13 protein-coding genes, 1 tRNA gene and 1 riboswitch are annotated in these 22,284 nt (G+C 74.6%); of the genes, 8 read left to right on the plus strand and 6 right to left on the minus strand.

All coding sequences use genetic code 11. From position 1 onward, the window contains the following. Positions 1 to 70: 70 nt before the first annotated feature. The 6 genes from ACFYXE_RS18670 (at position 71) to ACFYXE_RS18695 (ending at position 7,116) form a co-directional block, all read left to right on the plus strand. Positions 71 to 1,603, plus strand: a complete 1,533-nt coding sequence (locus ACFYXE_RS18670; protein WP_389313589.1) for an MFS transporter — start codon at positions 71 to 73, stop codon at positions 1,601 to 1,603. A gap of 343 nt (positions 1,604 to 1,946) precedes the next feature. Then, complete coding sequence (locus ACFYXE_RS18675) at positions 1,947 to 3,176, plus strand: alginate lyase family protein (RefSeq protein WP_389313591.1); 1,230 nt, start codon at positions 1,947 to 1,949, stop codon at positions 3,174 to 3,176. Between the two features lie 47 nt (positions 3,177 to 3,223). Continuing rightward, positions 3,224 to 3,297 (plus strand) — tRNA-Met (locus ACFYXE_RS18680). 111 nt (positions 3,298 to 3,408) lie between these two features. Then, positions 3,409 to 4,593: a PP2C family protein-serine/threonine phosphatase gene (locus ACFYXE_RS18685; RefSeq protein ID WP_389313593.1), complete on the plus strand. Its 1,185-nt coding sequence runs from the start codon at positions 3,409 to 3,411 to the stop codon at positions 4,591 to 4,593. 221 nt (positions 4,594 to 4,814) lie between these two features. Beyond that, positions 4,815 to 4,962, plus strand: a riboswitch (cyclic di-AMP (ydaO/yuaA leader). 11 nt (positions 4,963 to 4,973) lie between these two features. Further along, complete coding sequence (locus tag ACFYXE_RS18690; protein WP_389313595.1) at positions 4,974 to 6,053, plus strand: M23 family metallopeptidase; 1,080 nt, start codon at positions 4,974 to 4,976, stop codon at positions 6,051 to 6,053. 118 nt (positions 6,054 to 6,171) lie between these two features. Beyond that, entirely contained in the window at positions 6,172 to 7,116 is a 945-nt protein-coding gene (locus tag ACFYXE_RS18695; RefSeq protein ID WP_389313597.1) for an aldo/keto reductase, read from the plus strand. Positions 7,117 to 7,127: 11 nt separating this feature from the next. On the opposite strand, the gene ACFYXE_RS18700 is transcribed toward ACFYXE_RS18695, so the two are convergent. From ACFYXE_RS18700 to ACFYXE_RS18715, 4 genes are all read right to left on the minus strand, one after another. After that, the gene (locus tag ACFYXE_RS18700; protein ID WP_389313599.1) at positions 7,128 to 8,513 is read right to left on the minus strand and encodes a PrsW family intramembrane metalloprotease; all 1,386 of its coding nucleotides are present in this window, start codon (positions 8,511 to 8,513) and stop codon (positions 7,128 to 7,130) included. Between the two features lie 42 nt (positions 8,514 to 8,555). Continuing rightward, the gene (gene trmB / locus ACFYXE_RS18705) at positions 8,556 to 9,347 is read right to left on the minus strand and encodes a tRNA (guanosine(46)-N7)-methyltransferase TrmB (RefSeq protein ID WP_389313601.1); all 792 of its coding nucleotides are present in this window, start codon (positions 9,345 to 9,347) and stop codon (positions 8,556 to 8,558) included. A 352-nt stretch (positions 9,348 to 9,699) separates the two neighbouring features. After that, positions 9,700 to 10,941 carry an L-2-hydroxyglutarate oxidase gene (lhgO, locus tag ACFYXE_RS18710; RefSeq protein WP_389313603.1) on the minus strand — a complete coding sequence of 414 codons (1,242 nt, stop codon included), beginning with the start codon at positions 10,939 to 10,941 and terminating at the stop codon, positions 9,700 to 9,702. Positions 10,942 to 11,156: 215 nt separating this feature from the next. After that, entirely contained in the window at positions 11,157 to 12,602 is a 1,446-nt protein-coding gene (locus ACFYXE_RS18715; protein ID WP_389313605.1) for an MFS transporter, read from the minus strand. A gap of 888 nt (positions 12,603 to 13,490) precedes the next feature. Here ACFYXE_RS18715 and ACFYXE_RS18720 point away from each other — a divergent pair. Together ACFYXE_RS18720 and ACFYXE_RS18725 are read left to right on the plus strand one after the other, a co-directional pair. Beyond that, on the plus strand, positions 13,491 to 15,575 hold the full coding sequence (locus ACFYXE_RS18720; protein WP_389313607.1) for an asparagine synthase-related protein: 2,085 nt from the start codon (positions 13,491 to 13,493) through the stop codon (positions 15,573 to 15,575). Positions 15,576 to 15,661: 86 nt separating this feature from the next. Then, positions 15,662 to 19,141, plus strand: coding sequence for a BTAD domain-containing putative transcriptional regulator (locus tag ACFYXE_RS18725; RefSeq protein ID WP_389313609.1), 3,480 nt, complete (start codon positions 15,662 to 15,664; stop codon positions 19,139 to 19,141). On the opposite strand, the gene ACFYXE_RS18730 is transcribed toward ACFYXE_RS18725, so the two are convergent. Together ACFYXE_RS18730 and ACFYXE_RS18735 are read right to left on the minus strand one after the other, a co-directional pair. Continuing rightward, the gene (locus ACFYXE_RS18730) at positions 19,138 to 21,210 is read right to left on the minus strand and encodes a sigma-70 family RNA polymerase sigma factor (RefSeq protein ID WP_389313611.1); all 2,073 of its coding nucleotides are present in this window, start codon (positions 21,208 to 21,210) and stop codon (positions 19,138 to 19,140) included. The genes ACFYXE_RS18725 and ACFYXE_RS18730 overlap by 4 nt on opposite strands. Positions 21,211 to 21,476: 266 nt before the next feature. Then, positions 21,477 to 22,247, minus strand: coding sequence for a TetR/AcrR family transcriptional regulator (locus ACFYXE_RS18735; protein WP_389313613.1), 771 nt, complete (start codon positions 22,245 to 22,247; stop codon positions 21,477 to 21,479). Positions 22,248 to 22,284: the final 37 nt, after the last annotated feature.

The raw sequence follows: 22,284 nt of genomic DNA on the forward strand, positions 1-22,284 counted from the left end.
ATCGAGAGCACGCCGTACGCATCGGGCGTACGTCCTGGCCGTGCCGCCCGACGTCTGGAAAGGTCCCACGATGGAAGAGCGCCGTCACCCGCGCCGCTGGCTCATCCTGATCGTGCTCTGCCTGAGCACGCTGGTCCTGGTCGTGGACAACATGGTCCTGACCGTCTCGGTCCCGCCGATCGCCGCGGACCTGGGCGCGGACGCCCAGGACATCCAGTGGATCATCGAGTCGTACATCCTGGTCTTCGCCGGTCTGCTGCTCACCGCGGGCAGCCTCTCCGACCGGTTCGGGCGGCGGCGCGTGATGGTCGTGGGGCTGACGTTGTTCGGCGCGGCCTCACTCCTGGCCACCGTCGCGCGCGACCCCGAACAGCTCATCGCGGGGCGGGTGTTGATGGGTGTGGGCGGCGCGCTCATCATGCCGAGCACGCTGTCGATCCTCATCACCGTCTTCGACGACGAGGAGCGCCGCAAGGCGATCGGCGCCTGGAGCGCGGTCGCCGTGGTCGGCCTGGTCGGCGGGCCCGTGCTCGGCGGCGTCCTGATCGCCCACTTCTGGTGGGGCGCGGTCTTCCTGATGAACGTCCCGATCGCCGGGCTCGCCGTCGTCGCGGCGCTCGTCCTGATGCCGGAGTCCAAGGGCCCCGCCCGCAAGGCCGACCCGCTGGGCATGGTCCTCTCGACGGTCGGCATGACCGCGCTGGTGTGGACGATCATCGAGTCCGCCGAGTCCGGGCTCGGGGACCGCGCCACGCAGATCTCGCTCGCCGTCGCGGTGCTCGCGCTGGGCGCCTTCGGGATCTGGGAGGTCCGCACCGACTCCCCGATGGTGCCGCTCTCCCTCTTCCGCGACCGCGTCTTCAGCGGCGCCAGCTTCTCCCTGGTCCTGCTGACCTTCGCCAACGGCGGCCTGATGCTGGTCCTCACCCAGTACCTGCAGTTCGTCCTCGGCTACTCGCCGGCCAGGACCGGCCTCGCCTTCGCCCCGATGGCCGTCGCCACGCTCGCCTTCAACGGGATCGGCGCGACGCTCGGCAACCGGATCGGCAACCGCCCGATGACCGCGGCCGGGCTGACCGTCATCGCCGCGGGGTTCGCCGCGCTCGCCTCCCTGCCCTCCGACGCCGGGTTCGGCATGCTCTCCGCGGCGATGGTCCTGATCGGCGTCGGCGGCGGTCTGGCGATGCCGGCGGCGACGGCCGCGCTGATGAGCGCGGTGCCCGGGGAGCACGCGGGGGTCGGGTCCGCCCTCAACGACACCGTCCAGCAGGCCGGGGCGGCGCTCGGGGTCGCCGTCCTCGGGGCGGTGCTCTCCCGGACCTATGCGGGGGCGATGCCCGATTCCGCCCCCGCGGGGGCCGCCCACTCGGTCTCCGACGCGCTGGCGCTGTCGGCCGCCTCCGGCGACGGTGCGCTGGCCGTGGCGGCGCGGGAGGCCTTCACGCGGGCGATGTCCGCGAGCTTCTGGGGCGGGGCGGTGGGGGTGCTCGTGGCGGCGGTGCTCGCGGTCGTCCTCATCCGGGACCGGGACCGGGACCGGGGCCGGGGCCGGGAGCGGGTGGTGGAGCCGGAGGGGCGGGACGGTCTGACCACCGCGGCGTAATCCCTCCGGGGGTTTACGGGGGTTCGGCGTCCCGTGCCGTGTCGTCCCGCCTTGCTTCGGCTCGGCGGGGCGCCGGTGCGTGTGCCCTCCGGGGGAGGGGGGGGCGGCTGCGGGTTTGTTGTGGCTGGTCGCGCAGTTCCCCGCGCCCCTTGACGGCACCTTCGGCGCCCCGGGCCGTCGCCGCGCCGCTTGACGGCGCCTTCGGCGCCCCGGGCGTCCCCGTACCCCCCGACCGCACCCCCCCAACCCGTCCCTCCGGCGTCCGAACGGAGCAGTTTGGTCGTGCGGTCGGGGTGGGGGCGGGACAGGGTGGGGGGAGGCAGGGGGGAGATGGAGGTGCAGCATGGCCGCAGCCGTACAGGGCAGGAGGAGGCGCGTCCTCGTGCTGCTCCTCGCGCCCCTCCTCGTCGCCCTCGCCGCGGCCTGCGGAGGCGGCGGCACCGGCGGTCAGGGCACCCGCACGGCCGCGGCCCGCCCGCTCGACCTGGCCTTCGAGCACCCGGGCGTACTCGTCGGCAAGGAGCAGCTCGACCGGGTCCGCGCACACGTCCGGGCCCGCGAACAGCCCTGGACGACGGCGTACGAGCAGATGCGGCGGAGCAAGTACGCGGCCGCCGGCTACCGGGCGAAGCCCTACGCCGTCGTGGAGTGCCCGCCCGACACCCGCCCGGGACGGGGCTGTGTCGAGGAGCGCGAGGACGCCCTGGCCGCGTACACCCAGGCGCTGCTCTGGAACATCACCGGCGAGCGCGCGCACGCCGAGAAGGCCGTGCAGATCATGGACGCCTGGTCGAAGGTGATCACCCGGCACACCGAGGACAACGCCGGGCTGCAGACCGCCTGGGCCGCCTCCTCCTGGGCCCGCGCCGCCGAGGCCGTGCGCTACACGTACGACGGCTGGAGCGACGGACAACTGCTGCGCTTCGAACGGATGCTGCGCAACGCCTACCTGCCCCAGGTGAAGGACGGCTCCGTCGAGCGCAACGGCAACTGGGACCTGGTGATGGCCGACGCCACCATGTCCATGGCCGTCTTCCTCGACGACCACCCCACCTTCGAGAAGGCCGTGCAGCACTTCAGGGCGCGGGTGCCCGCCTACTTCTACCTGGAGTCGGACGGCAAGCTCCCGGTCTCCCCGAAGGGCAGCGGCATCGACACCGCGGCCGAGCTGAAGAAGTACTGGTTCGGGCAGGGCACCTACGCCGACGGGCTCTCGCAGGAGACCTGCCGCAACTTCAAGCACGCCAGCTACTCGCTGGCCGCCACCTCGCACATGGCGGAGACCGCCTGGCACCAGGGCGTCGACCTGTACGGCGAGGTCAAGGACCGGCTGCGGGCCGCCTTCGAGTTCCACGCCAAGTACCAGCTGGGCGCCGCGGCACCGGGCTGGCTGTGCGGCGGCAAGGTGCAGCGCGACATGGGGCCCGACACCGAGGTCGGCCTGAACCACCTGCGGGGGCGGCTGAAGCTGGCGATGCCGGAGACCGAGAGGTACACCGAGCAGCGGCGGCCCGAGGGCACGGACGACCTCTTCGTGGCCTGGGAGACCCTCACGCACGCCGACAACGCCTGAAGTGGTTCGACGCACCCCTTCCGATGGCGTAGTGTTGTGTTCACCGACGCGGGGTGGAGCAGCTCGGTAGCTCGCTGGGCTCATAACCCAGAGGTCGCAGGTTCAAATCCTGTCCCCGCTACTGAAGGCCCGAGGCCGGGAAGCATCAGCTTCCCGGCCTCGGGTGTTTTCCCGGCCGTAACCCGGTCGGCCCACACCAGGTCGCAGCCTCCCCCCGCTCCGGGAACCCTGGATGGAGCGCGGTCATGGGCGCGGAGCCGGCGGGAGACAAGCGGTGGGGCAGCGAGGAGGAACCGACGACGCAGGGACCACCCCGCACGAACGGGCCTTCGTGCGTGCCCTGCCGCTCCTGCTGCTCGTCCTCGGCGTCATCTACGACGCGTCGACACCGCCCGACTTCACCGCGGCCCCCCTCTTCGCGGCGGCCCCGCTGATCGCCGCCCCCTTCTACTCGCGGCTGAACACCGTCCTGACCGGCGCCGCGGCCACCGGCGCGGTCCTCTTCCTGCACTACGGCAACTCCGTCAGCAGCCACGTCGAGGCCGTCACCGAGGTCATCACCGTGGTGACCGTCGCCGCCCTCGCGATCGTCATCAACCGCGTCGTGCGGCGCGGCAACGACCGGCTCGCCATCGCCCGCTCCATCTCCGAGGCCACCCAGCGCGCCGTGCTGCCCGAACCGGACCCGCGCATCGGCGGCCTGGACATCGCGGCACGCTACGAGGCGGCGCAGGCCGACGCGTTCATCGGGGGCGACCTGTACGCGGTGCAGGACACCCCGCACGGCGTACGGCTCATCGTCGGCGACGTGCGCGGCAAGGGCATGGGCGCCGTCGCGGCGGTCGCCGTCGTCATCGGCGCCTTCCGGGAGGCCGCCGAGCAGGAAGCCACCCTGGAGGCCGTGGCGCAGCGCCTGGAGCGGGCGCTGGCCCGCGAGGGCACCCGGCGCGACGGCCTCGACGCGTTCGAGGGGTTCACCACCGCCGTGCTCGCCGAGATCCGGCACGGCGAGGGCACGGTGCGGCTGATCAACCGCGGGCACCCGGCGCCCCTGCTGCTGCGCGGCGACGGGCGGCTGTGCGTCCTGTCGGCGACCGAGCCCGCGCTGCCGCTCGGTATGGGCGACCTGGGGGTCTGGCCGGACCGGGCGGACGAGTCGGACTTCCCGCCCGGCGCGCTGCTGCTCTTCTACACGGACGGCCTGTCGGAGGCGCGGGACGAGGCGGGCGCCTTCTACGATCCGGCGGCCCGGCTCGGCGGGCGCATCTTCCCGGGCCGCGGCGGTCCGCACGCGCTGCTCGCCGCGCTCGCGCAGGAGGTGCGGCGGCACACCGGGGGCGGCATGACGGACGACATGGCGCTGCTCGCGGTGCGCAGGCCGGTCGCCGGGGATCCGGACGTCACCGCCGGTGACTGACGTACACCACTCCGCATAACATCTGACGCACTGTCAAGGGAATGTGGAGTTCCGGTGTTTGAGGACGCGGGGTCGACTCGCCCCGGTCCGCACCTCCGTGTCCCGTTGTGTACGCCCGATGAGCGTTAACGATCAACCGGAACGGCTTGGAATACGGAGGCGCTGTCTATTAACGTTCGATAACGCAGCGCGGTCGTCCCAGCCGTCACTAGAGGCGGCTCCGTGCGCACGCGCCTAATCCCGCAAGGGAGCCGGGGAACCACCAACTTGGGGTGAATCGGGCATCTGTGCCTCCGTGCCGGATGTTCGTAGGAGACCTTCCTGCTCCGAACCCGTCAGCTAACCCGGTAGGCGAGAAGGAAGGAAAGGAGTGCGCCCCAGTGGCGTCCAACCGGCCTGCCCCCCAAGCCGTGTACCCATCGAATGACGACGACTTCGGTGCGTACGACGAGGGCTCTTTCGAGGAGTGGAACCCCACCGAGGATTCCGTCCGTCCCGTCCGCGGCAGGCACCGTGTGCACAAGAAGGGCGGGGGCGGGCTCGCCCGCAGCTCCACCGTCCTCGGCGTGGGTGTCATAGCCGCCGTCGGCGCGGGCGGCATCGCCACCGCGCAGGACGGCAAGCCGCCGGTCTCCATCTCGATGCCCGACCTGCCGGGCGTCTCCGCCGTCGCGGACTCGCTGCCGGAGGCCAAGTCCCTGCCGGGCGTGGGCTCGTTGATGTCCGACGACCACGCCTCGGACACCACCGCGGTGACCGCCGCGGCCCCGCTCACCGCCGCCGGTGTCAGCGCCGCCGACGCCGAGCAGGGCACCACCGGCGCGGGCGAGGCCCTGCGCGCCCGCATCATGGAGCAGGCCGAGAACCAGCAGCACCAGGCCGACGCCGCCGTGCGGGCCGCCGCCGAGGACGCCGCCGTCAAGAAGGCCGCCGAGGACGCCGCCGCCCAGCAGAAGGCGGCCGAGAAGGAGGCGGAGGCCAAGGCCGCCGCCAAGAAGAAGAAGGAAGAAGAGGCCAAGAAGGCGAAGGCGGAGGCCGAGCGCCTGGCCAAGCTCGCCAAGAGCTACGTCATCCCCACCTCCTCGTACACCCTCACCTCGCACTTCGGCGACGCCGGCTCCATGTGGTCCTCCGGGCACCACACCGGCCTGGACTTCGCGGCGCCCACCGGCACCCCGCTCAAGGCCGTGCACACCGGCACCGTCAAGGAGGCCGGCTGGGCGGGCGCGTACGGCTACCGCACCGTGCTCGAACTCGAGGACGGCACGGAGATCTGGTACTGCCACCAGTCCTCGCTCAACGTCAGCGCGGGCCAGAAGGTCTCCACGGGCGACGTCATCGGCCGCGTCGGCGCGACCGGCAACGTCACCGGGCCGCACCTGCACATGGAGGTCCACACGCCCGGCGGCGCCGGCATCGACCCCCTGGGCTGGCTGCAGGGCAAGGGCCTCAACCCCTGAGCCGGACGGTCCCGCCGCGGAGCTGAGGCTCCGCGGCCCCGCCGGAACTCCGCCCCGCACCACGGGATTCCGCTCCGCAGCGCGGAATTCCCCTTCCGCCGCGGGTGTTGCGGAACGTATGACTTCTCTTCGCACACTCGGCGCATCCGACCTCGAGGTCTTCCCGCTCTCCCTGGGCGGCAACGTCTTCGGCTGGACCGCCGACCGGGCGGCGTCCTTCGCCGTCCTCGACGCCTACACCGCGGCGGGCGGCAACTTCATCGACACCGCCGACGCCTACTCGGCCTGGGTCGAGGGCAACCGGGGCGGCGAGTCCGAGACCCTGATCGGCCAGTGGCTGGCCGAGCGCGGCAACCGCGCCGACGTCGTCGTCGCCACGAAGGTCGGCTCGCACCCCGAGTACAAGGGCCTGTCCGCCGCCACCGTCAAGGGCGCGGCCGACGCCTCCCTGCGGCGCCTGGGCACCGACTACATCGACCTCTACTACACGCACTTCGACGACCCGTCGGTGCCGGTCGAGGAGATCATCGGCGCGCTCGACGAGCTGGTGCGGGCCGGCAAGGTGCGCGCCATCGCCGCCTCCAACATCAGCCCCGAGCGTCTCCAGGAGTCCCTCGACTTCTCCGACCGCGAGGGCCTCGCGCGCTACGTCGCGCTGCAGCCGCACTACAACCTGGTCTCCCGCGCCACCTACGAGGGCCCGCTGCAGGAGGTCGCCTCCCGCTCCGGCCTCGCGGCCGTCCCCTACTTCGCGCTCGCGTCCGGCTTCCTCACCGGCAAGTACCGCCCCGGCGCGCAGGTCGAGAGCGCGCGCAGCGGCCGCGTCGAGGAGTACGTGGGCAGCGAGCGCGGCGACCGGGTGCTCGCCGCGCTCGACGAGATCGCCGAGGGGCGCGGCGCCCAGGTGGCGACGGTGGCCCTGGCCTGGCTCGCGGCCCGGCCCACCGTGGCGGCGCCGATCGCCTCCGCCCGCACGGTCGAGCAGCTGCCCGCGCTCCTCGCGGTGGCGGACCTGGAACTGACCGACGCGGAGCTGGGACGGCTGACGGCGGCCTCCGCGTAACGCCCGGTGCGCTAGCGGTAGGGGTCGTACGCCGGGTAGCCGTAGGCCGCGTACGGCTGCGGCTGCCCGTACGAGGGACCGTAGGGGGCCTGCCCGTACGGGTGGGGAGCCGGGCCGTGGGGCGGGTGGCCGTACGGCGGGTGGCCGTAGGCCGGATACGGCACGGGGCGTGCGGCCGGGGCGGTCGCGCCCGCCGCGTACGCGAGGGCGGGCCTGGCCGGCTCGCGGCGCTCCCAGAGCAGGTCGAGCAGCTCCCGCTCGCGGACGACGAAGTCGGCGCCCGCCCGGCCGCGGCGGCCCCGGTGCCGCAGGAAGGCCAGCGACGTCGCGTACGCCTGGTACTCCGCGACCGTGCGGGCCGCCTCCTTGCCCCAGGTGTACGACGCGTAGTCGCGGGCCAGCGCGCGGGCCCGCATCGAGCCCAGCGCGTACGGCTCGGGCGGGGTGAGCCAGCCGGCCGCCGTGTAGACGGGGAGCTCGGCGCGGATCGTGCGCAGCTCGCGCTGCCGGGTCCAGACGGCGAGCCAGGTCAGCAGCCCGAACACCGGGAGCATGAACAGGGCGTACACGGTGAAGAAGCCGTACTGCCCGAAGACCGCCGAGCCGTTCCACAGCGCGTGCATGCCCATCGCGAGGAGCAGCCCGGTGACCGGCAGCAGCACGCGGCGCAGCAGGTGGCGGTCGGCCGACAGCGCGGCGGCGATGCCGAAGCCGATGCCGGTCAGGACCGTGAACAGCGGGTGCGCGAAGGGCGACATGACGACGCGCACGAAGAAGGTCGCGGCCGTCACCGAGGCCAGGCCGCTCTCGCGGCTGAGCTGGTCGGTGACGAAGGCGTTGCCCAGATAGAGGATGTTCTCGGTGAACGCGAACCCGGTCGCGGTCACCCCGGCTATGACGACGCCGTCGACGAGGCCGGTGAAGTCCCGTCTGCGGAAGAGGAAGACGAGCAGCACGGCCGCGGCCTTCGCGCTCTCCTCGACGACCGGGGCGATCACGGTCGCGCCGAGGGTGTCGGCGCTGCCCGGGTCCGCGGTGGCCGTCGCTATCCAGCGGATCGCGAAGCTGTTCGCGACGATCGCGACGAGCGCGGCGGCGCAGGCCCCCCAGGAGAAGCAGAAGAGGAGATTCCGCCAGGGGCCCGGTGCCACCCGGTCCAGCCAGCGGAACGCGGCGACGAGCAGCGGCACGGGCACGGTCGCCAGGCCGAGCCCGACCAGGAAGCCCTCGGTGCCGGTCTGCTCCCTGACCAGGGCGAGGATCACCAGGCCCGACAGGGCGAGCAGCGTCACGAGCGCGGCCACGCGCAGTGCGCGCCGCTGCCACCAGCGGACACGGCGCAGTTCCCCCGGGGCGGGGGCCTCGGGGGGTATCGGATACGGAGTACTGGTGGCCACGCGTTGACCCTAACGAGGGATGGGGGTCGCCGCGACGGTGCCTCAGTTCCCGGAGCCGGTCTCCCCGTCCGTGGTGCGGCGGAACAGGAGGTCGTGGACGACGTGGCCCTTGTCCAGGCCCTGGCCCTCGAAACGGGTGAAGGGGCGGAAGGCGGGGCGGGGCGCGTACCCGCCGTCGGGCTGCGTGTTCTCGAAGTCGGGGTGCGCGGTGAGCACCTCCAGCATCTGCTCGGCGTACGGCTCCCAGTCGGTCGCGCAGTGCAGCAGCGCGCCGGGCTTGAGGGAGGGCGCGGCCAGCGTCAGGAACTCCGGCTGGATCAGGCGCCGCTTGTGGTGGCGGGCCTTGGGCCAGGGGTCGGGGAAGTAGACGCGCAGGCCGTCGAGGGAGGCGGGGGCGAGCATCTCGCGGAGCAGGATGATCGCGTCGCCGTTGGCCACGCGGACGTTGGTCAGGCCGTTGCGCTCGGCGAGGCCGAGGAGGTTGCCCTGCCCCGGGGTGTGCACGTCGACGGCGAGGATGCCGGTGTCCGGGTCGTCGGCGGCCATCTGGGCGGTGGCCTCGCCCATGCCGAAGCCGATCTCCAGGACGACGGGAAGGCCGGACGGCGTGCCGTCGGGCGCCGCGAACAGCTCGGCGAGGTCGAGGGTGCGCAGCCCGTCGATGTCCAGGCCCCACGTGGGCCAGAGCCGCCGCAGGGCGTCCTCCTGGCTGGTGGTGACCCGGCTGCGGCGGGGCTGGAAGCTGCGGATCCGCCGCTCGTGGTGCGACCCCGCGGGGTCGGGCGAGGGCCCTCCGGGAAACCGCGGCACGGCCTGCGCACGCCCGCCGGTCACCGGAACGTCGTGAGATGTGGATGAGTCAGACACAGTGCCCCAACTCTAATCCAGCCCCCACCCACGACAGCCAGCCAGGAACGAGGACCGGCCCCCCAGGGCCGCGGGAAACGGCGCACCAAGCCACCCACGACCGTCAGCTAAGAGCGAGGACCGGCCCCCCAGGGGCGCGAGGAACGGCGCGCCAAGCCACCCACGACGTGCCAGCCAGGAACGAGGACCGGCCCCCCAGGGGCGCGAGGAACGGCGCGCCAAGCCACCCACGACGTGCCAGCCAGGAACGAGGACCGGCCCCCCAGGGGCGCGGGGAACTGCGCAGATCACCCCGTCCGACCTCAGCCCAACGGCCCCCTCAGCGAGCCACCCCGTCCCGCACCGCGCCCACCGCGCCCACCGCGGCAAGCGCCCGCCGAGCCACCTCCCGCCCAATCGGCAAGGAGGCCGTCGCCGCCGGAGACGGCGCGTTCAGCACATGCACCGTCCGCGCCCCCTCCCGTATGAGGAAGTCGTCCACCAGCGTCCCGTCCCGCAGGACGGCCTGCGCCCGCACCCCGGCGGGCGACGGCACCAGATCCCCCGGCTCGACCGCGGGCAGCAGCCTCCGCACCGCGTCGGTGAACGCGGACTTGGAGGCGGACCGGCGCAGCTCCCCCGCCCCGTACCGCCAGTGCCGGCGGGCCATGTGCCAGGACCCGGGCCAGCGGAGCGTCCCGGCGAGCTCGCGGGGCCGGACCACCGACCAGTCGTACCCCTCGCGGGCGAGCGCCGGGACCGCGTTCGGCCCGACGTGGACGCCGCCGTGGATGCCGCGCGTGAGGTGGACGCCGAGGAAGGGGAACGCCGGGTCGGGCACGGGATAGACGAGGCCGCGCACCAGCTCGGGCCGCGCCAGGTCGAAGTACTCCCCGCGGAACGGCACGATCCGCATCGCCGGGTCGTCCCCCGTGAGCCGGGCGATCTCGTCGCAGTGCAGCCCCGCGCAGTTCACCAGGACCCGGCCCCGCACCACCGCACCGTCCGCGGTGCGGATCGCGACGCCGCGGTCCGCGCGGCGGTCGATGTGGACGGCCTCGCCGCCCGCCCCGTACCGGATGTCCGCGCCGGACGCCTCGGCCAGGCGCAGGGCCACCGCGCCGTAGTCGCAGATGCCGGTCGTGCCCACGTGGATGGCGGCCAGGCCGCGGACCTCCGGCTCGTACTCGGTGATCTGGGCGGGGCCGAGCTCGCGCACCGGGATGCCGTTCTCCCTGCCGCGCTGGACGAGGGCGTGCAGGCGGGGGAGCTCCTCGCGCTCGGTGGCGACGATCAGCTTGCCGGTGACCTCGTGCGCGACGCCGTACTCCGCGCAGAACTTGACCATCTCGGCGGCGCCACGGACCGCGTACCGCGCCTTGAGGGAGCCGGGGCGGTAGTAGATCCCGCTGTGGATCACCCCGCTGTTGCGCCCCGTCTGGTGGCGGGCCGGGCCCGGCTCCTTCTCCAGGACGGTGACCCGGGTGCCGGGAGCCGAGCGCGTGAGGGCATACGCCGTCGCGAGCCCGACGATGCCCCCGCCGATCACCAGTACGTCGCAGTCGTACGCGACCTTCTTCACCGCGCCTCACCTCCCACCACAGATAGTGCCCTGCGCCACTGACAACGCCGCCAAACCTCGGACGCCGGATCCTTCCCCCATCGCTTCGCACCGGTTCACCGGGACCCGCCCTCCCGTTCACCCGCCACCCCGCCCGGAACCGGTCCCTCCGCACGGGCGGGGGGACCGGGGGACCGGACAAACGGTGCGCGTGCCCGCCCTGGGCGGGTGCCGCCCTAGGCCGGAGCCACCAGCAGCGGCCTGGCCCGCTCGCGCAGCTCGACCACGCGGGGCTCGTCGCCGTACGGCTCCAGGCGGTGCAGCAGGTCCTTCACGTACTCCGTGGTCCGGGCGGACGAGATCCGCCCGGCGACCTCCAACGCGCGCGTGCCCTGCTCGCAGGCCGCGTCGAGGTTCCCGGACTCCAGCTCGGCGACCGCCGAGACCACGAGGCGCAGCCCGTGCGAGCGCACGAACTCCTCCGTGGGGCGCGACAGCGCCTGCTCGGTGAAGCGCCGCACCTGCCGGGGCGCCTTCAGGTCGCGGTAGCACTCGGCGGCGTCGGCGGCGAAGCGGTCGTACGAGTAGAAGCCGAGCCAGCTCGGGTCGTGGTCGCCGTCCCTGGCCCGCTCCAGCCACCCCTCGGCGGCCCGCAGCGCCGCGCCCGCCGCCTGCGCGTCGTTGGCCCGCGCGTGCGCGCGCGCCTCGACGAGCCGGAAGAAGCTCATGGTGCGCGCGGTGGCCAGGCCCCTGTTGCGCTCCAGGGCGGCCTGCGCGAGGTCGACGCCCTCGTCGCCGAAGCCCCGGTAGGTCGCCTGGAGGGACATGGACGCCAGGACGTATCCCCCCAGGGGCACGTCGGCCGCCGCGCGGGCGAGCCGCAGCGCCTGGATGTAGTAGCGCTGGGCGGCCTCCTGCTGGCCGGTGTCGAAGGCCATCCAGCCGGCCAGGCGCGTCAGCTCGGCCGACGCCCCGAAGAGCGCGCGGCCGACCTCGTCCGAGTACGAGCCGAGGAGCAGCGGCGCCGCCTCGACCCGCAGGCACTCCGGGACCATCGAGGAACGCCAGTCGCCGCCCCCGTACTTGGAGTCCCAGCGGCGGGCGTCCTCGGCGGCCTCCCGCAGTTTCAGCACGTCGCTGTGGCCGACCTTCATCGGCGCGCCGCCGTCGTCGGCGGGCGCGGCGTCGCGCTGCGCCTCCCGCGTGACGTCGCGCGCGACGGAGCTGTCGGCCGGGGTTATCAGCCAGCGGGACGCGGGCGTCGCGTACGCGCTCACCGCGAAGGAGCCGGCGAGGGACTGCCAGATGCCGCCGCCCGCGCGCCGGCCCGCCAGATCGAGGCGGTACAGCTCGGTGGCGGACTTCACCGCCGCCCCCACGTCACGCGGGAAGGCGAGGCCCACCTCCGGCGCGGGGTCGGCGTCCGCGAGGCCGATCTCGTGCAGCGGGACCGGGCGGCCGAGCTTCTGCCCGATGGCCGCCGCGATCAGGTGGGGGGCGGCGCCCTGGGGCACCATGCCCTTGGAGACCCAGCGGGCCACCGATGTCTTGTCGTAACGGAGCGTCAACCCGCGTTGAGCGCCGAGGTCGTTGACCCGGCGGGCGAGTCCCGCATTGCTGATTCCCGCGAGGGCGAGAACGGTGCCGAGTTTTTCGTTCGGCCCGCGTTGCTCCCTGGACATGCGCCACCCCTCGACACAGACGGCTGCCGGGCGGTGGCTGGACCGCACGGCATTCGTGCTGCGTTCCCCCGGGGGCCGTGGCACCTTCGGTCCGGAGCGCCGTGACGTGAGCCACGGGCACCCGACCCGGGCCGGCGCGCACCACGGCCCGGGCATCCCGCCCCGGGCCCTCGCGCGCGGTGGCCGGAATAGCGGCCGCAAGAGCGTTTGGCCGATCCTCCAGGTATATGCCTCCGCGAAAACCTCAGCACACACAGCGTAGTTCGCCGCATCCCAAGCGTTAAGAGGCCCAGTTCCGGATGGCGAGATTGTTGTCCGTGCCGAAGCGCGCGGATGCCCGCGCGTGCTCCCGCCGTGTGGCCGTGCGCCCGTGTGTGCGCTCTTCTCCGGCCATGGCGGGAGCGCTTCCATTGGCGATGCGTGGGTCGGCCCGCTGCGCTGGAGTCAGTGGGCTGGGGGACACCGTCGCCTCCATCCCCGCGGGCGGCGGACCGGTCCGGGAGGCGAACACCGCCTCCCGGGCTGTGCGTTGCCTCCGAACGGTTCCGTTCTGGGCCCATCACAGGCCGATTTGGCCGAAAAGCGCCCATGCGCGAGAGCGGACATTTCGCCCATGGGGGCTCTGTATGCGTGCGCCCGCAGGGGGTGCACACACTGTACGCACAGGGCGTCCGTCAGGCCCCCGCAAGGAGAGGGGCTTCGTTCTGCCCTTCAACTACCGCCCTTCCAGGGTGGATTCACCGCCGCGCAAGCGGCCCCGCAGGCCTTCCCGTGCGCCTCCTTCGTGGCAGCATGGGACCCCAGTTCTTCGGTGCACTGGATCGGCCGTGCCCGACGGCGCTTCGGCGGCGGTCCGTCGGCGGCCGTCCACAGCCTGTGGAGGCAGCGATGCGGTGGTTGGTGGGGTGGAGCAGTACCACCGCGAGATCCTCGGTGCCGGGCACGGCGGGAGCGACGGGGAGCGACGGCGAGACCGTGCACCCGGTGGGCTCCCAACTCCTGTGGGGCGACCCGGATCCACTCTGGGCGGTCGGCGACTGGCGCGCCGACGAAGTACGGACAGTGACGGCCGACGAGCAGACCCGCATCGCCGTCCTCGGCACCTGCGGCGCCTCCGACGAGGAGCTGCGCGTCGGCCTGTTCGCCGCGCGCGGCGGCGCCCTGCGCCACCTCACCGCCTGGTCCGGCAGCTACACCGCCGTCGTCCAGGTCGGCCGCCGCGTCATGATCGCCGGCGACCTCGCGGGCGCCCGCCCCGTCTTCTACACCCCCTGGGCGAGCGGCACGGCCTACGCGACCGCCGCGCTGCCGCTCGCCGACCTCATCGAGGCCCACCTCGACATCGGCCATCTCGCGGCGCTGCTCGCCGCCCCCGACGTCCCCGAGGCGCTGCACGACTCCACCCCCTACCAGGGCGTGCGGCGCGTACCACCGGGGCACGCGCTGATCCTGCGCGCGGGCGCACGGGAGATCGCGGGGTACGAACCGGTGGCCTCGCTGGCGGTCGCGGCGCCCCCGGGCGACGCCGACAGCGCCGTGGACGGCGTCCGCGACGCCCTCGTCGAGGCGGTACGCGCCCGCCTCACCGCCCCGCGCCATGTGCCCGGCACGGACATCGACCCCGGACCGGTGCCGGGCATGGGGCCCGCCGAGCGGCGCGCGGCCCGCGGCATGCCGGTGCCCGGCATCGGGGCCGACCTCTCCGGAGGACCCGCGTCGGGCACCCTCGCCCTCCTCGCGGCCGGTCTGCCCGGCATGCCCGGCACGGTCCTCGGACACGGCACCGGCGCCGGGGAGCGGCTCCTCGCCGTCACCTTCAACGACCTGGCGGTCGACGGCCGGGAGGCCGAACTGGAGCGGGCCGGCGCCATCGCCGCCAACCCCCGCCTGCACCACGTGGTCGTCGCCGCGGGCGAGGACGCGCTGCCCTACGCCGACCTGGAGGGGCCGCTGACCGACGAACCGAGCGCCGTCCTGGTCAGCGCCCAGCGGCACCGCGCCCGGCTCACCTCGGGCAGCGCGGACCACTTCACCGGCTACGGCGCCCGGCAGGTCCTCGACGCCCACCCGGCCCGCCTCGCCGACCTCCTGATGGACCGCAAGCGGCGCCACATGGTGCGTCCGGTGGCGGCCCTCGCGAAGGTCGACGGCTCGGTGCTCGTCCCCGCGCGCGTGTACGGCGCGGCCCGCAAGCTCGCCCGCATGCCGCACCGCGCGGGCGTCGACTCGCTCGCCGACCGGCTGCTGCACCGCCGCTTCGACGAACCGGGCGGCGCCGTGGGCGCCTCCCTCGCCGCCCTCGCGTGGGCCAGACCCGGCCCGGCCGCCCGCTGGCTGACCGGCGAGGCACTGGCTGAAGTATCGGTTCGCCTCCAGGACCGGACGATGCGCCCCGGCGGCCCCGGCCAGCGCCCCGGCGAGTTCCGCGCGCGTGCCGCCCTCGCCCGGCACGCCGCGGACCTGCGCGTCCTGGAACAGGCGGCCGAGGTCCGCTTCCAGCGCCTGCACGCCCCCTTCCTGGACAACCAGGTCGTGCGCGCCTGCCGGGCCCTGCCCGAGGCCCTGCGCGTCCAGCCCGGCGCGCGGGCCGCGATCCTGCGCACCGTCCTGGAGGGCGCCGGGGTCGCCGACCTGCCGCCCGGCTGGGGCGCCCCCTCCCACGCGTCGAACACGGCCGCCGCCCGCACCGGCCTGCGGGTCGCGGTGGACGACCTCATCGCCCTCTTCGACACCCCGCTGCTCGCCCAGGCGGGCCTGGTCGAGGCCCGGGTGGTCCGCAAGGCCCTGCGCGCGGCCGCCGAGGGCGAACCGCTGCCCCTGGACGGCCTCGCCGACCTGGTCTCCACCGAGCTGTGGCTGCGGCGCCTGCTGTCGCGCAGGGGAACGTGCTGGACCGGCACCCCGGCCCGGCAACGCGCGGTCCCCACCGGGAGCGTGGTGCCGGAGCGGGGGGCCCTGGGCGCGGGCCGCTGAGGCGCGTCCACGCCCCCCGGCGCGGCGCCCCACGCCTGGAAATCAAACCCCGCGCCCTCGCGCACCCGGACGGGGAGAATGACGTGGTGCGGTACCGAATCCTGGGCGCCACCGAGGCGTACGACGATCGAGGCGCTCCCCTGCCCGTAGGGGGCCAGCGCCTGCGTTCCCTCCTCGCGGCCCTCGCCCTGCGGGCGAGCCGCGCGGTCACCGTGCCCGGGCTCATCGACGAGGTCTGGGGCGACGAGCCGCCCGCCGACGCCCCCGCCGCGCTGCAGGCCCTCGTCGGCCGCCTGCGCCGCGCACTGGGCCGGGACGCCGTCGCCTCGGTCCCCGGCGGCTACCGCCTGGCCGTGGCCCCCGACGACGTCGACCTGCACCGTTTCGAGCGCCTCGCGCGCGAGGGCAGGGCGGCGCTGTCCGCCGGCCGGCCGGAGGCGGCCGCCCGCACCCTGCGCGAGGCGCTCGCCCTGTGGCACGGCCCCGCCCTCGCCGACCTGCCCGACCGCGCCGCCGCGGCCCGCCCCGAGGCCCTGCGCGACGAGGCCGTCCGCGCGCGGATCGAGGCGGACCTGCGCCTCGGCCACGCCTTCGAGGTCGTACCGGAACTGCGCGAACTGACCGCCGTCCGCCCCTACGACGAGGCGCTGCGCGCCCAGCTGATCCGCGCCCTGCGCGACGCGGGCCGCGGGGCCGACGCGCTCGCCGCCTACGAGGACGCCCGCCGGTCCCTGGCCGACGGCCTCGGCACCGACCCCGGCACGGAGCTGCGCACGCTGCACGCGGAGCTGCTCACGGGCACGGGCACGGGCACGGGCACGGACGCGCGCCCGCGCCCGCGTGGAGGGGGCGAAGGGGCGCGGGGGGCACGGAGGGCGGGGGGCTCTGTCCGTACGTCCGACACGGCCACCCCTGCCGGCACGGCCACCCCTGCCGACACGGCCACCCTTGCCGACACAGCCGCCCCCACCACCACAGCCGCCCCCACCACCCCTGCCGACAAGGCCGCCCCAGCCGCCCCAGCCGCCCCCGACCGCCCCGACCGCCCAGCTCACCCCGCCCCCCACCCAGCCCACCCGGCCCACCCCGACCGCGGGGAGCGGCACGGGAACATCCGTGCTCGCTTGACCTCCTTCGTCGGACGGGAACCGGAACTCGACGCCATCCGTTCGGACTTGCGCGGGGCCCGCCTCGTCACCCTCACCGGACCGGGCGGCTCCGGCAAGACCCGCCTCGCCGAGGAAGCCGCCGCCGGGCACCCGCAGGCATGGCTGGCCGAGCTCGCCCCGCTCGACCGGCCCACGGCGGTCCCCGGCGCCGTCGTCAGCGCCCTCGGCCTGCGCGAGACCGTGCTGATGACCAGCGAACTGGCCGCCACGCAGGACGATCCGCTCGCCCTGCTCGTCGAGTACTGCGCCGCGCGCAGCCTGCTCCTGATCCTCGACAACTGCGAACACGTCATCGGCGCCGCCGCCGAACTCGCCGAGGCCCTCCTCACCCACTGCCCGGGCCTCACCATCCTCGCCACCAGCCGCGAACCGCTCGGCGTGCCCGGCGAGGCGGTGCGGCCCGTGGAGCCGCTGCCGCCCGACCCCGCGCGGCGCCTGTTCACCGAGCGGGCCACGGCCGTGCGCCCCGCCTTCGACCCGGCGCAGGACGCCGGGGCCGTCGCCGAGATCTGCCGCCGTCTGGACGGTCTGCCGCTGGCCATCGAACTGGCCGCGGCCCGCCTGCGGTTGCTCTCGCCGCGCCAGATCGCCGACCGCCTCGACGACCGCTTCAAGCTGCTCACCAGCGGCGCCCGCACGGTCCTGCCCCGCCAGCAGACCCTGCGCGCCGTCGTCGACTGGTCCTGGGACCTGCTCGACGAGGCCGAGCGGACCGTACTGCGCGAGGTGTCCGTCTTCGCGGGCAGCTGGGACCTGCCGGCCGCCGAGGCCGTCTGCACCGCCCCCGCCACCGACCTGATCGGCGCCCTGGTCGACAAGTCCCTGGTCGTGGCCGTCCCCGGCGGCACGGACCCGTCCACCGGCATGCGCTACCGCTGCCTGGAGACCATCCACGAGTACGCGGCCGAGCGCGCCGCCGAGACCCCCGAGCTGCTCGCCGCCGCCGAGGCCCGGCACACGGTGTTCTTCGCCGACCTCGTCGAGCGGGCCGAACCGATGATCCGCTCCGCGGAGCAACTGCCCTGGATCGCCCGCCTGGAGACCGAGCTCGACAACATCATGGCGGCCCTGCAGCGCACCATCGACGCCGATGACGCCGAGTCGGCGATCGCGATCGTGCTGAACGCGGGCTGGTTCTGGTGGCTGCGCAACTACCACCGGGAGGGCGCCGGCTGGATGGGCCGCGTCCTGCGCCTCGCCCCGACCCGCCTGCCCGCCGAGGACGACCCGCTCTACTGGCCGTGGATGAACCTGCGGCTGCTCCACCTCCATCTGGCCTCGGAGTCCGGGTCCGCCGAGGCCAGGGGCGACTGGGTCGACCGGGAGTACATCGAGGCGCTGCGCACCGCGTTCGCCCGGGACGTGCCGGAGGCGGGCCGCTTCCCGGGACTCATCTGGCCGTTCACCGTCTTCCTCACCGACGGCCAGCACGAGGACGCGCTGATCCCGCTCAGCCGCACCGTCGACAACTGCCGCAGGAACGGCTCCGAATGGGACCTCGGCGTCATCCTCATGTTCCGCACCCACATGGCCGTCGACATGCTCGGCAACCTCTCGGGCGTCGACGAGGACCTGGCCGAACTGCGCGAGCTGAGCCGCCGCGTCGGCGACCGCTGGATGCGCGCCCAGGTGTGCAGCGCGGCCGGCGAGGCGGCGATGGCCCGCAGCAACCACGACGCCGCCCGCGCCGAGTACGCGGAGGCGCTGCGCCTCGCCCAGGAGGTGGGCGCCTTCGCCGAGGTGCCGTTCCTGATGGCCCGGCTCGCCGAGGTCTCCTACCGCGAGGGCGACGGGGAGGGGGCAGCCAGGACCCTCGACGAGGCGACCCGGGAGGCCGACCGCTCCGGGGTGATGGACTCACGCGCGTACGTACGACTGCTGCGGGCTCTGATGGCGGTCGACGAAGGGAAGATCGCCGAGGCCCGCCGGATGTGCGACGCGGCGCGCGCCGAGGCCTCGCACGGCACCCCGCCCCCGCAGTTCAACGCCGTCCTCGGCGCGGTCGAGGCGCGCATCCTCGGCGCGGAGTCGGGCCCGGGCACCGGGCTGGCCTCCCTGGTGCTGACGGCGCGCGAGGCGGTGGCCGCCCAGTGCTCCGAGGTGGTCGTGGCGTCCCTCGCGGACTGCGCCGCCGCGCTCCTGAGCGAGCTGGGCGAGCACGAGCGCGCGACCCGGGTGCTCGCCACGGGCACGGCCCTGCGCAGGGAACGCGCGCGGCCCATGCCGGAAGCCACCGACGCCGAACGCGTGGAGCGCGTGGCGCGCGCGGCGCTCGGCCCCGCCGGGTACGAGCGGGAGCGCGCCGAGGGCGCCGCCCTGACGACCGACGAACTGGTCGCCGAGCTGGCCAAACCCCTGCGGGGCGAACAGAACCGCCGCCTCCCCGGCACGCCCTAGCCGCAGGACATCCGGGACTGCGCCCAGTCCGCGAGCGCCGCCGTGTCGAACGGCGAGTGCGGTTCGACGACGAGGCGGACCGTCTTGCGGCCGGACAGGTTCACGTGCACGGGCACGGCCGGGTCACCGCCCCTGATCAGCGGGGACCGCCACAGCCGCGCCCCGTCCCCGTACACGGAGAAACGGACCCGGCCGAGGCCCATCGTCATGTCGTCGACGCCGACCACCGCGTCGTACGCCGAGCAGCTGCGGTTCAGGTCGATGGTCACGGAGGACCTGCCGTGCACCGTCACGCCGTGCCCGTAGCGCTTGTCGCCGACGGAGAGGCCCCAGCGCTGCCAGACCCAGCTGCTCTCGCCGAGCCGCATCTCGGGCTTGGTGCCGTCCCCGGTGATGCCGTACTCCAGCTCGTTCCACTGGTAGACCTTCGGGGCCGGTGCCGGCGGGGGCGGCGGTTTCGGGCTCGGCGCGGGCGGCTTCGGGCTCGGCTCGGGGGCGGGCGGCGGCGGGGTCGGCTTCGGGCGGGGCTTCTCCTCGGCGGGCGGCTTCGGCTTCGGCGTCGGGGTGGGCGTGGGTGTGGGGGTCGGCCTCGGCTTCGGCTTCGCCGCGGCCGGCGGCGTCGGCTCGGGCCGTGGCTCCTCCTTCGCGGGCGGCGGCTTCTGCGGCACGATCGACTCGGACACCGCGGGCTCCTTGGCCTTCGGCGGCGGGTCCTCCTTGGGTTTGCCCGCGCCTCCGGTCAGGGCGATCGCCGCGGCGACCCCGGCCGCCACGACGACGCTCGCCGCGATACCGGCCTTCGCCGGCGCGCCGAGTCCCTCGGACGCCGCGGCACCGCCCGCGGCGGACCCGCCGGACGAACCGCCCGCGGCGGCCGCACCGGCGGCACCCGCGGCCCCGGCGCCCACCGTGCCGCCGCCGACGAGCGCGGCCACCTTCGCGTATCCCGCGGCGCCGAACCAGCCGATGACGGCGATCGGCACGACCGCCGGGATACCGCTGGCGACGTCCTTGATCTGCCCGGCGGCGAGCCGGCACTTGGCGCACTCCTCCAAGTGCTTGCGCAGGCCCCGCTCGGCGCGGGTGCGCAGGCCGCCGCGGGCGTAGGCGCCGAGCCGGTCGGCGTAGCGCGCGCACTCCTCGCTCTCGGTGAGCGTGGCGCTCACGTGCGCCTGCAGGTAGGCCTGCTTGAGGCCTTCGCGGGCGCGGCTCGCCAGCACCCGGGTGCCGTTGGCGTCGAGGCCGAAGAGGGTGGCGACGTCGCTCGGGGACTCGTCCTCGACCTCGGTGTGCCACAGCACGGCCTGCCAGCGCTCCGGCAGGCTCCGGAAGGCCTGCATGGCCATCGACTGCTCGGCCTCGTGCATCGCGAGGACGTCCGCGCCCAGATCGAGGGTGTCGTCGTCGGACACCTCGGAGCCGCGCGCGGCCTGCGCGGCGAACACCGCGAAGTCGTCGACCAGCTGCTCCCGCTTCGCCGACTTCGTCCACCCGGCGGCGACCCGGCGCACGGTGGTGAGCAGGTACGCGCGCACCGCGTGCTCGGGCCCGCTGCCGCCGCGCACCGCCTGCAGCATGCGGGCGAACACCTCGGCCGTCAGGTCGTCGGCGGTGTGCGCGTCACGGCAGCAGGTGCGGGCGTAGCGGCGCACGGCCTCGGCGTGCCGGCGGTAGAGCTCCTCGTACGCGGAGTCGTCGCCGGAGCGCATCCGGGCGATCAAGTCGGCGTCGGACACCGGGTCTTCGCCGCCCGGGAGCGCCGTGACGCCCGGGCCGCGCTCACGCTGCGGCGGCACACTGGGATCGGCCGCGCCGCCACCGGGGCCGCCCTGCGCCGGGACGTGCCCCGGAGCCTGCCCCGGCATCTGACCGGGTGCGGGACCTGTCGCCTGCCCCGGTACGTGCCCCGGTACTTGACCGGGGCCCTGGCCTGACGGCTGCCCCGGTGCCTGGCCGCCCTGGGCCGGCACCTGCCGGGAGGGCAACCCGCCGCTCTCCGTGCCGGAGCCGCCCGAAGGAGCCTCCTCGCCGAAGTCGGCGGACGACTCGTCCCGACCGTCAACACTCATCGCGGAACGCCCCCGGTTGCACACTCAGACCCGACCACCGGGAAAGAGTGCCACACGGGCATGCCGAGGCCGACCGTGAAGACGTTCAACCACTCGTCCGGGGCGACTTCCCGTAATCGAGCACTACCGTTCACCCATTCGGGGAAGGCTCAACGACCGCTCCCGCGAACGGAGTTGAGCCTCCCGCCGTCCGAGAGCCGCACGGGCGCGCGGAGATGGCGCGTCGACAGGGCGCGCGCACTCGGCGCCCGGCCGGTGCCGACCGGTTACGCGGGCCGCGAGCGCAGCCCCTCGAGCAGGATGTCCAGCAGCCGCGACGAGGCCGCCGCCTGCTGCGCCGCGTCGGGCAGCGAGGGCGCCGCCGTCGCGATCACCAGCAGGACGTCCGCCACCGTCACGTCCGGCCGCAGCTCACCGGCCGCCCGCGCACGGTCCACGAGCCGGCCGACCACCTCGAGCAGCGTCGCCGCGCCCGCGTCGTCGCCCAGCGACGTCGACTCGACGGCCGGGGCCTGGCGCTGCTCGACCAGGCGCAGCTCGGGGGAGTCCGTGGCCGACTGCCGCTGCTGCGGCACCCGCGCCTCGTCCTCCTTGGCCACGCCGTCCTCGACGCCGACCCGCAGCACCTGCGGCGGCAGCAGCCGGCCCGCACCCGACGCCACGGACGTCCGCAGGAAGCGCGACAGCGCCGACCACGGCTCGTCCTCCTGCCCGAGCGCCGCACGCGCCTGGTCGGTCAGCCGGGAGGTCTCCTCCTCGGCTATCCGCCTGACCAGGACGTCCTTGCTCGGGAAGCGGCGGTAGACGGTGCCGACACCGACGCGGGCGCGGCGCGCCACGTCCTCCATCGGCGCTCCGTAGCCCAGCTCGCCGAAGACCTCGCGGGCCGCCCTGAGCACATGTTCGAGATTGCGCTGTGCGTCGACACGCAGGGGTGTCGTGCGCGCTCCTTCCCCCATGTCACGTCCGTTCCCGCTCGGGCCGACGGCTGAGGCCGTCATGCCTGCGGAAGTCCAGTGAGTCTCCTGAATGTGCATACACGATCCCCCGGTAATGACGTCTCCCCCCGGAGAC

The sequence above is a fragment of the Streptomyces sp. NPDC002564 genome (assembly GCF_042889645.1).
In the GTDB taxonomy this organism is placed as follows: Bacteria; Actinomycetota; Actinomycetes; order Streptomycetales; family Streptomycetaceae; genus Streptomyces.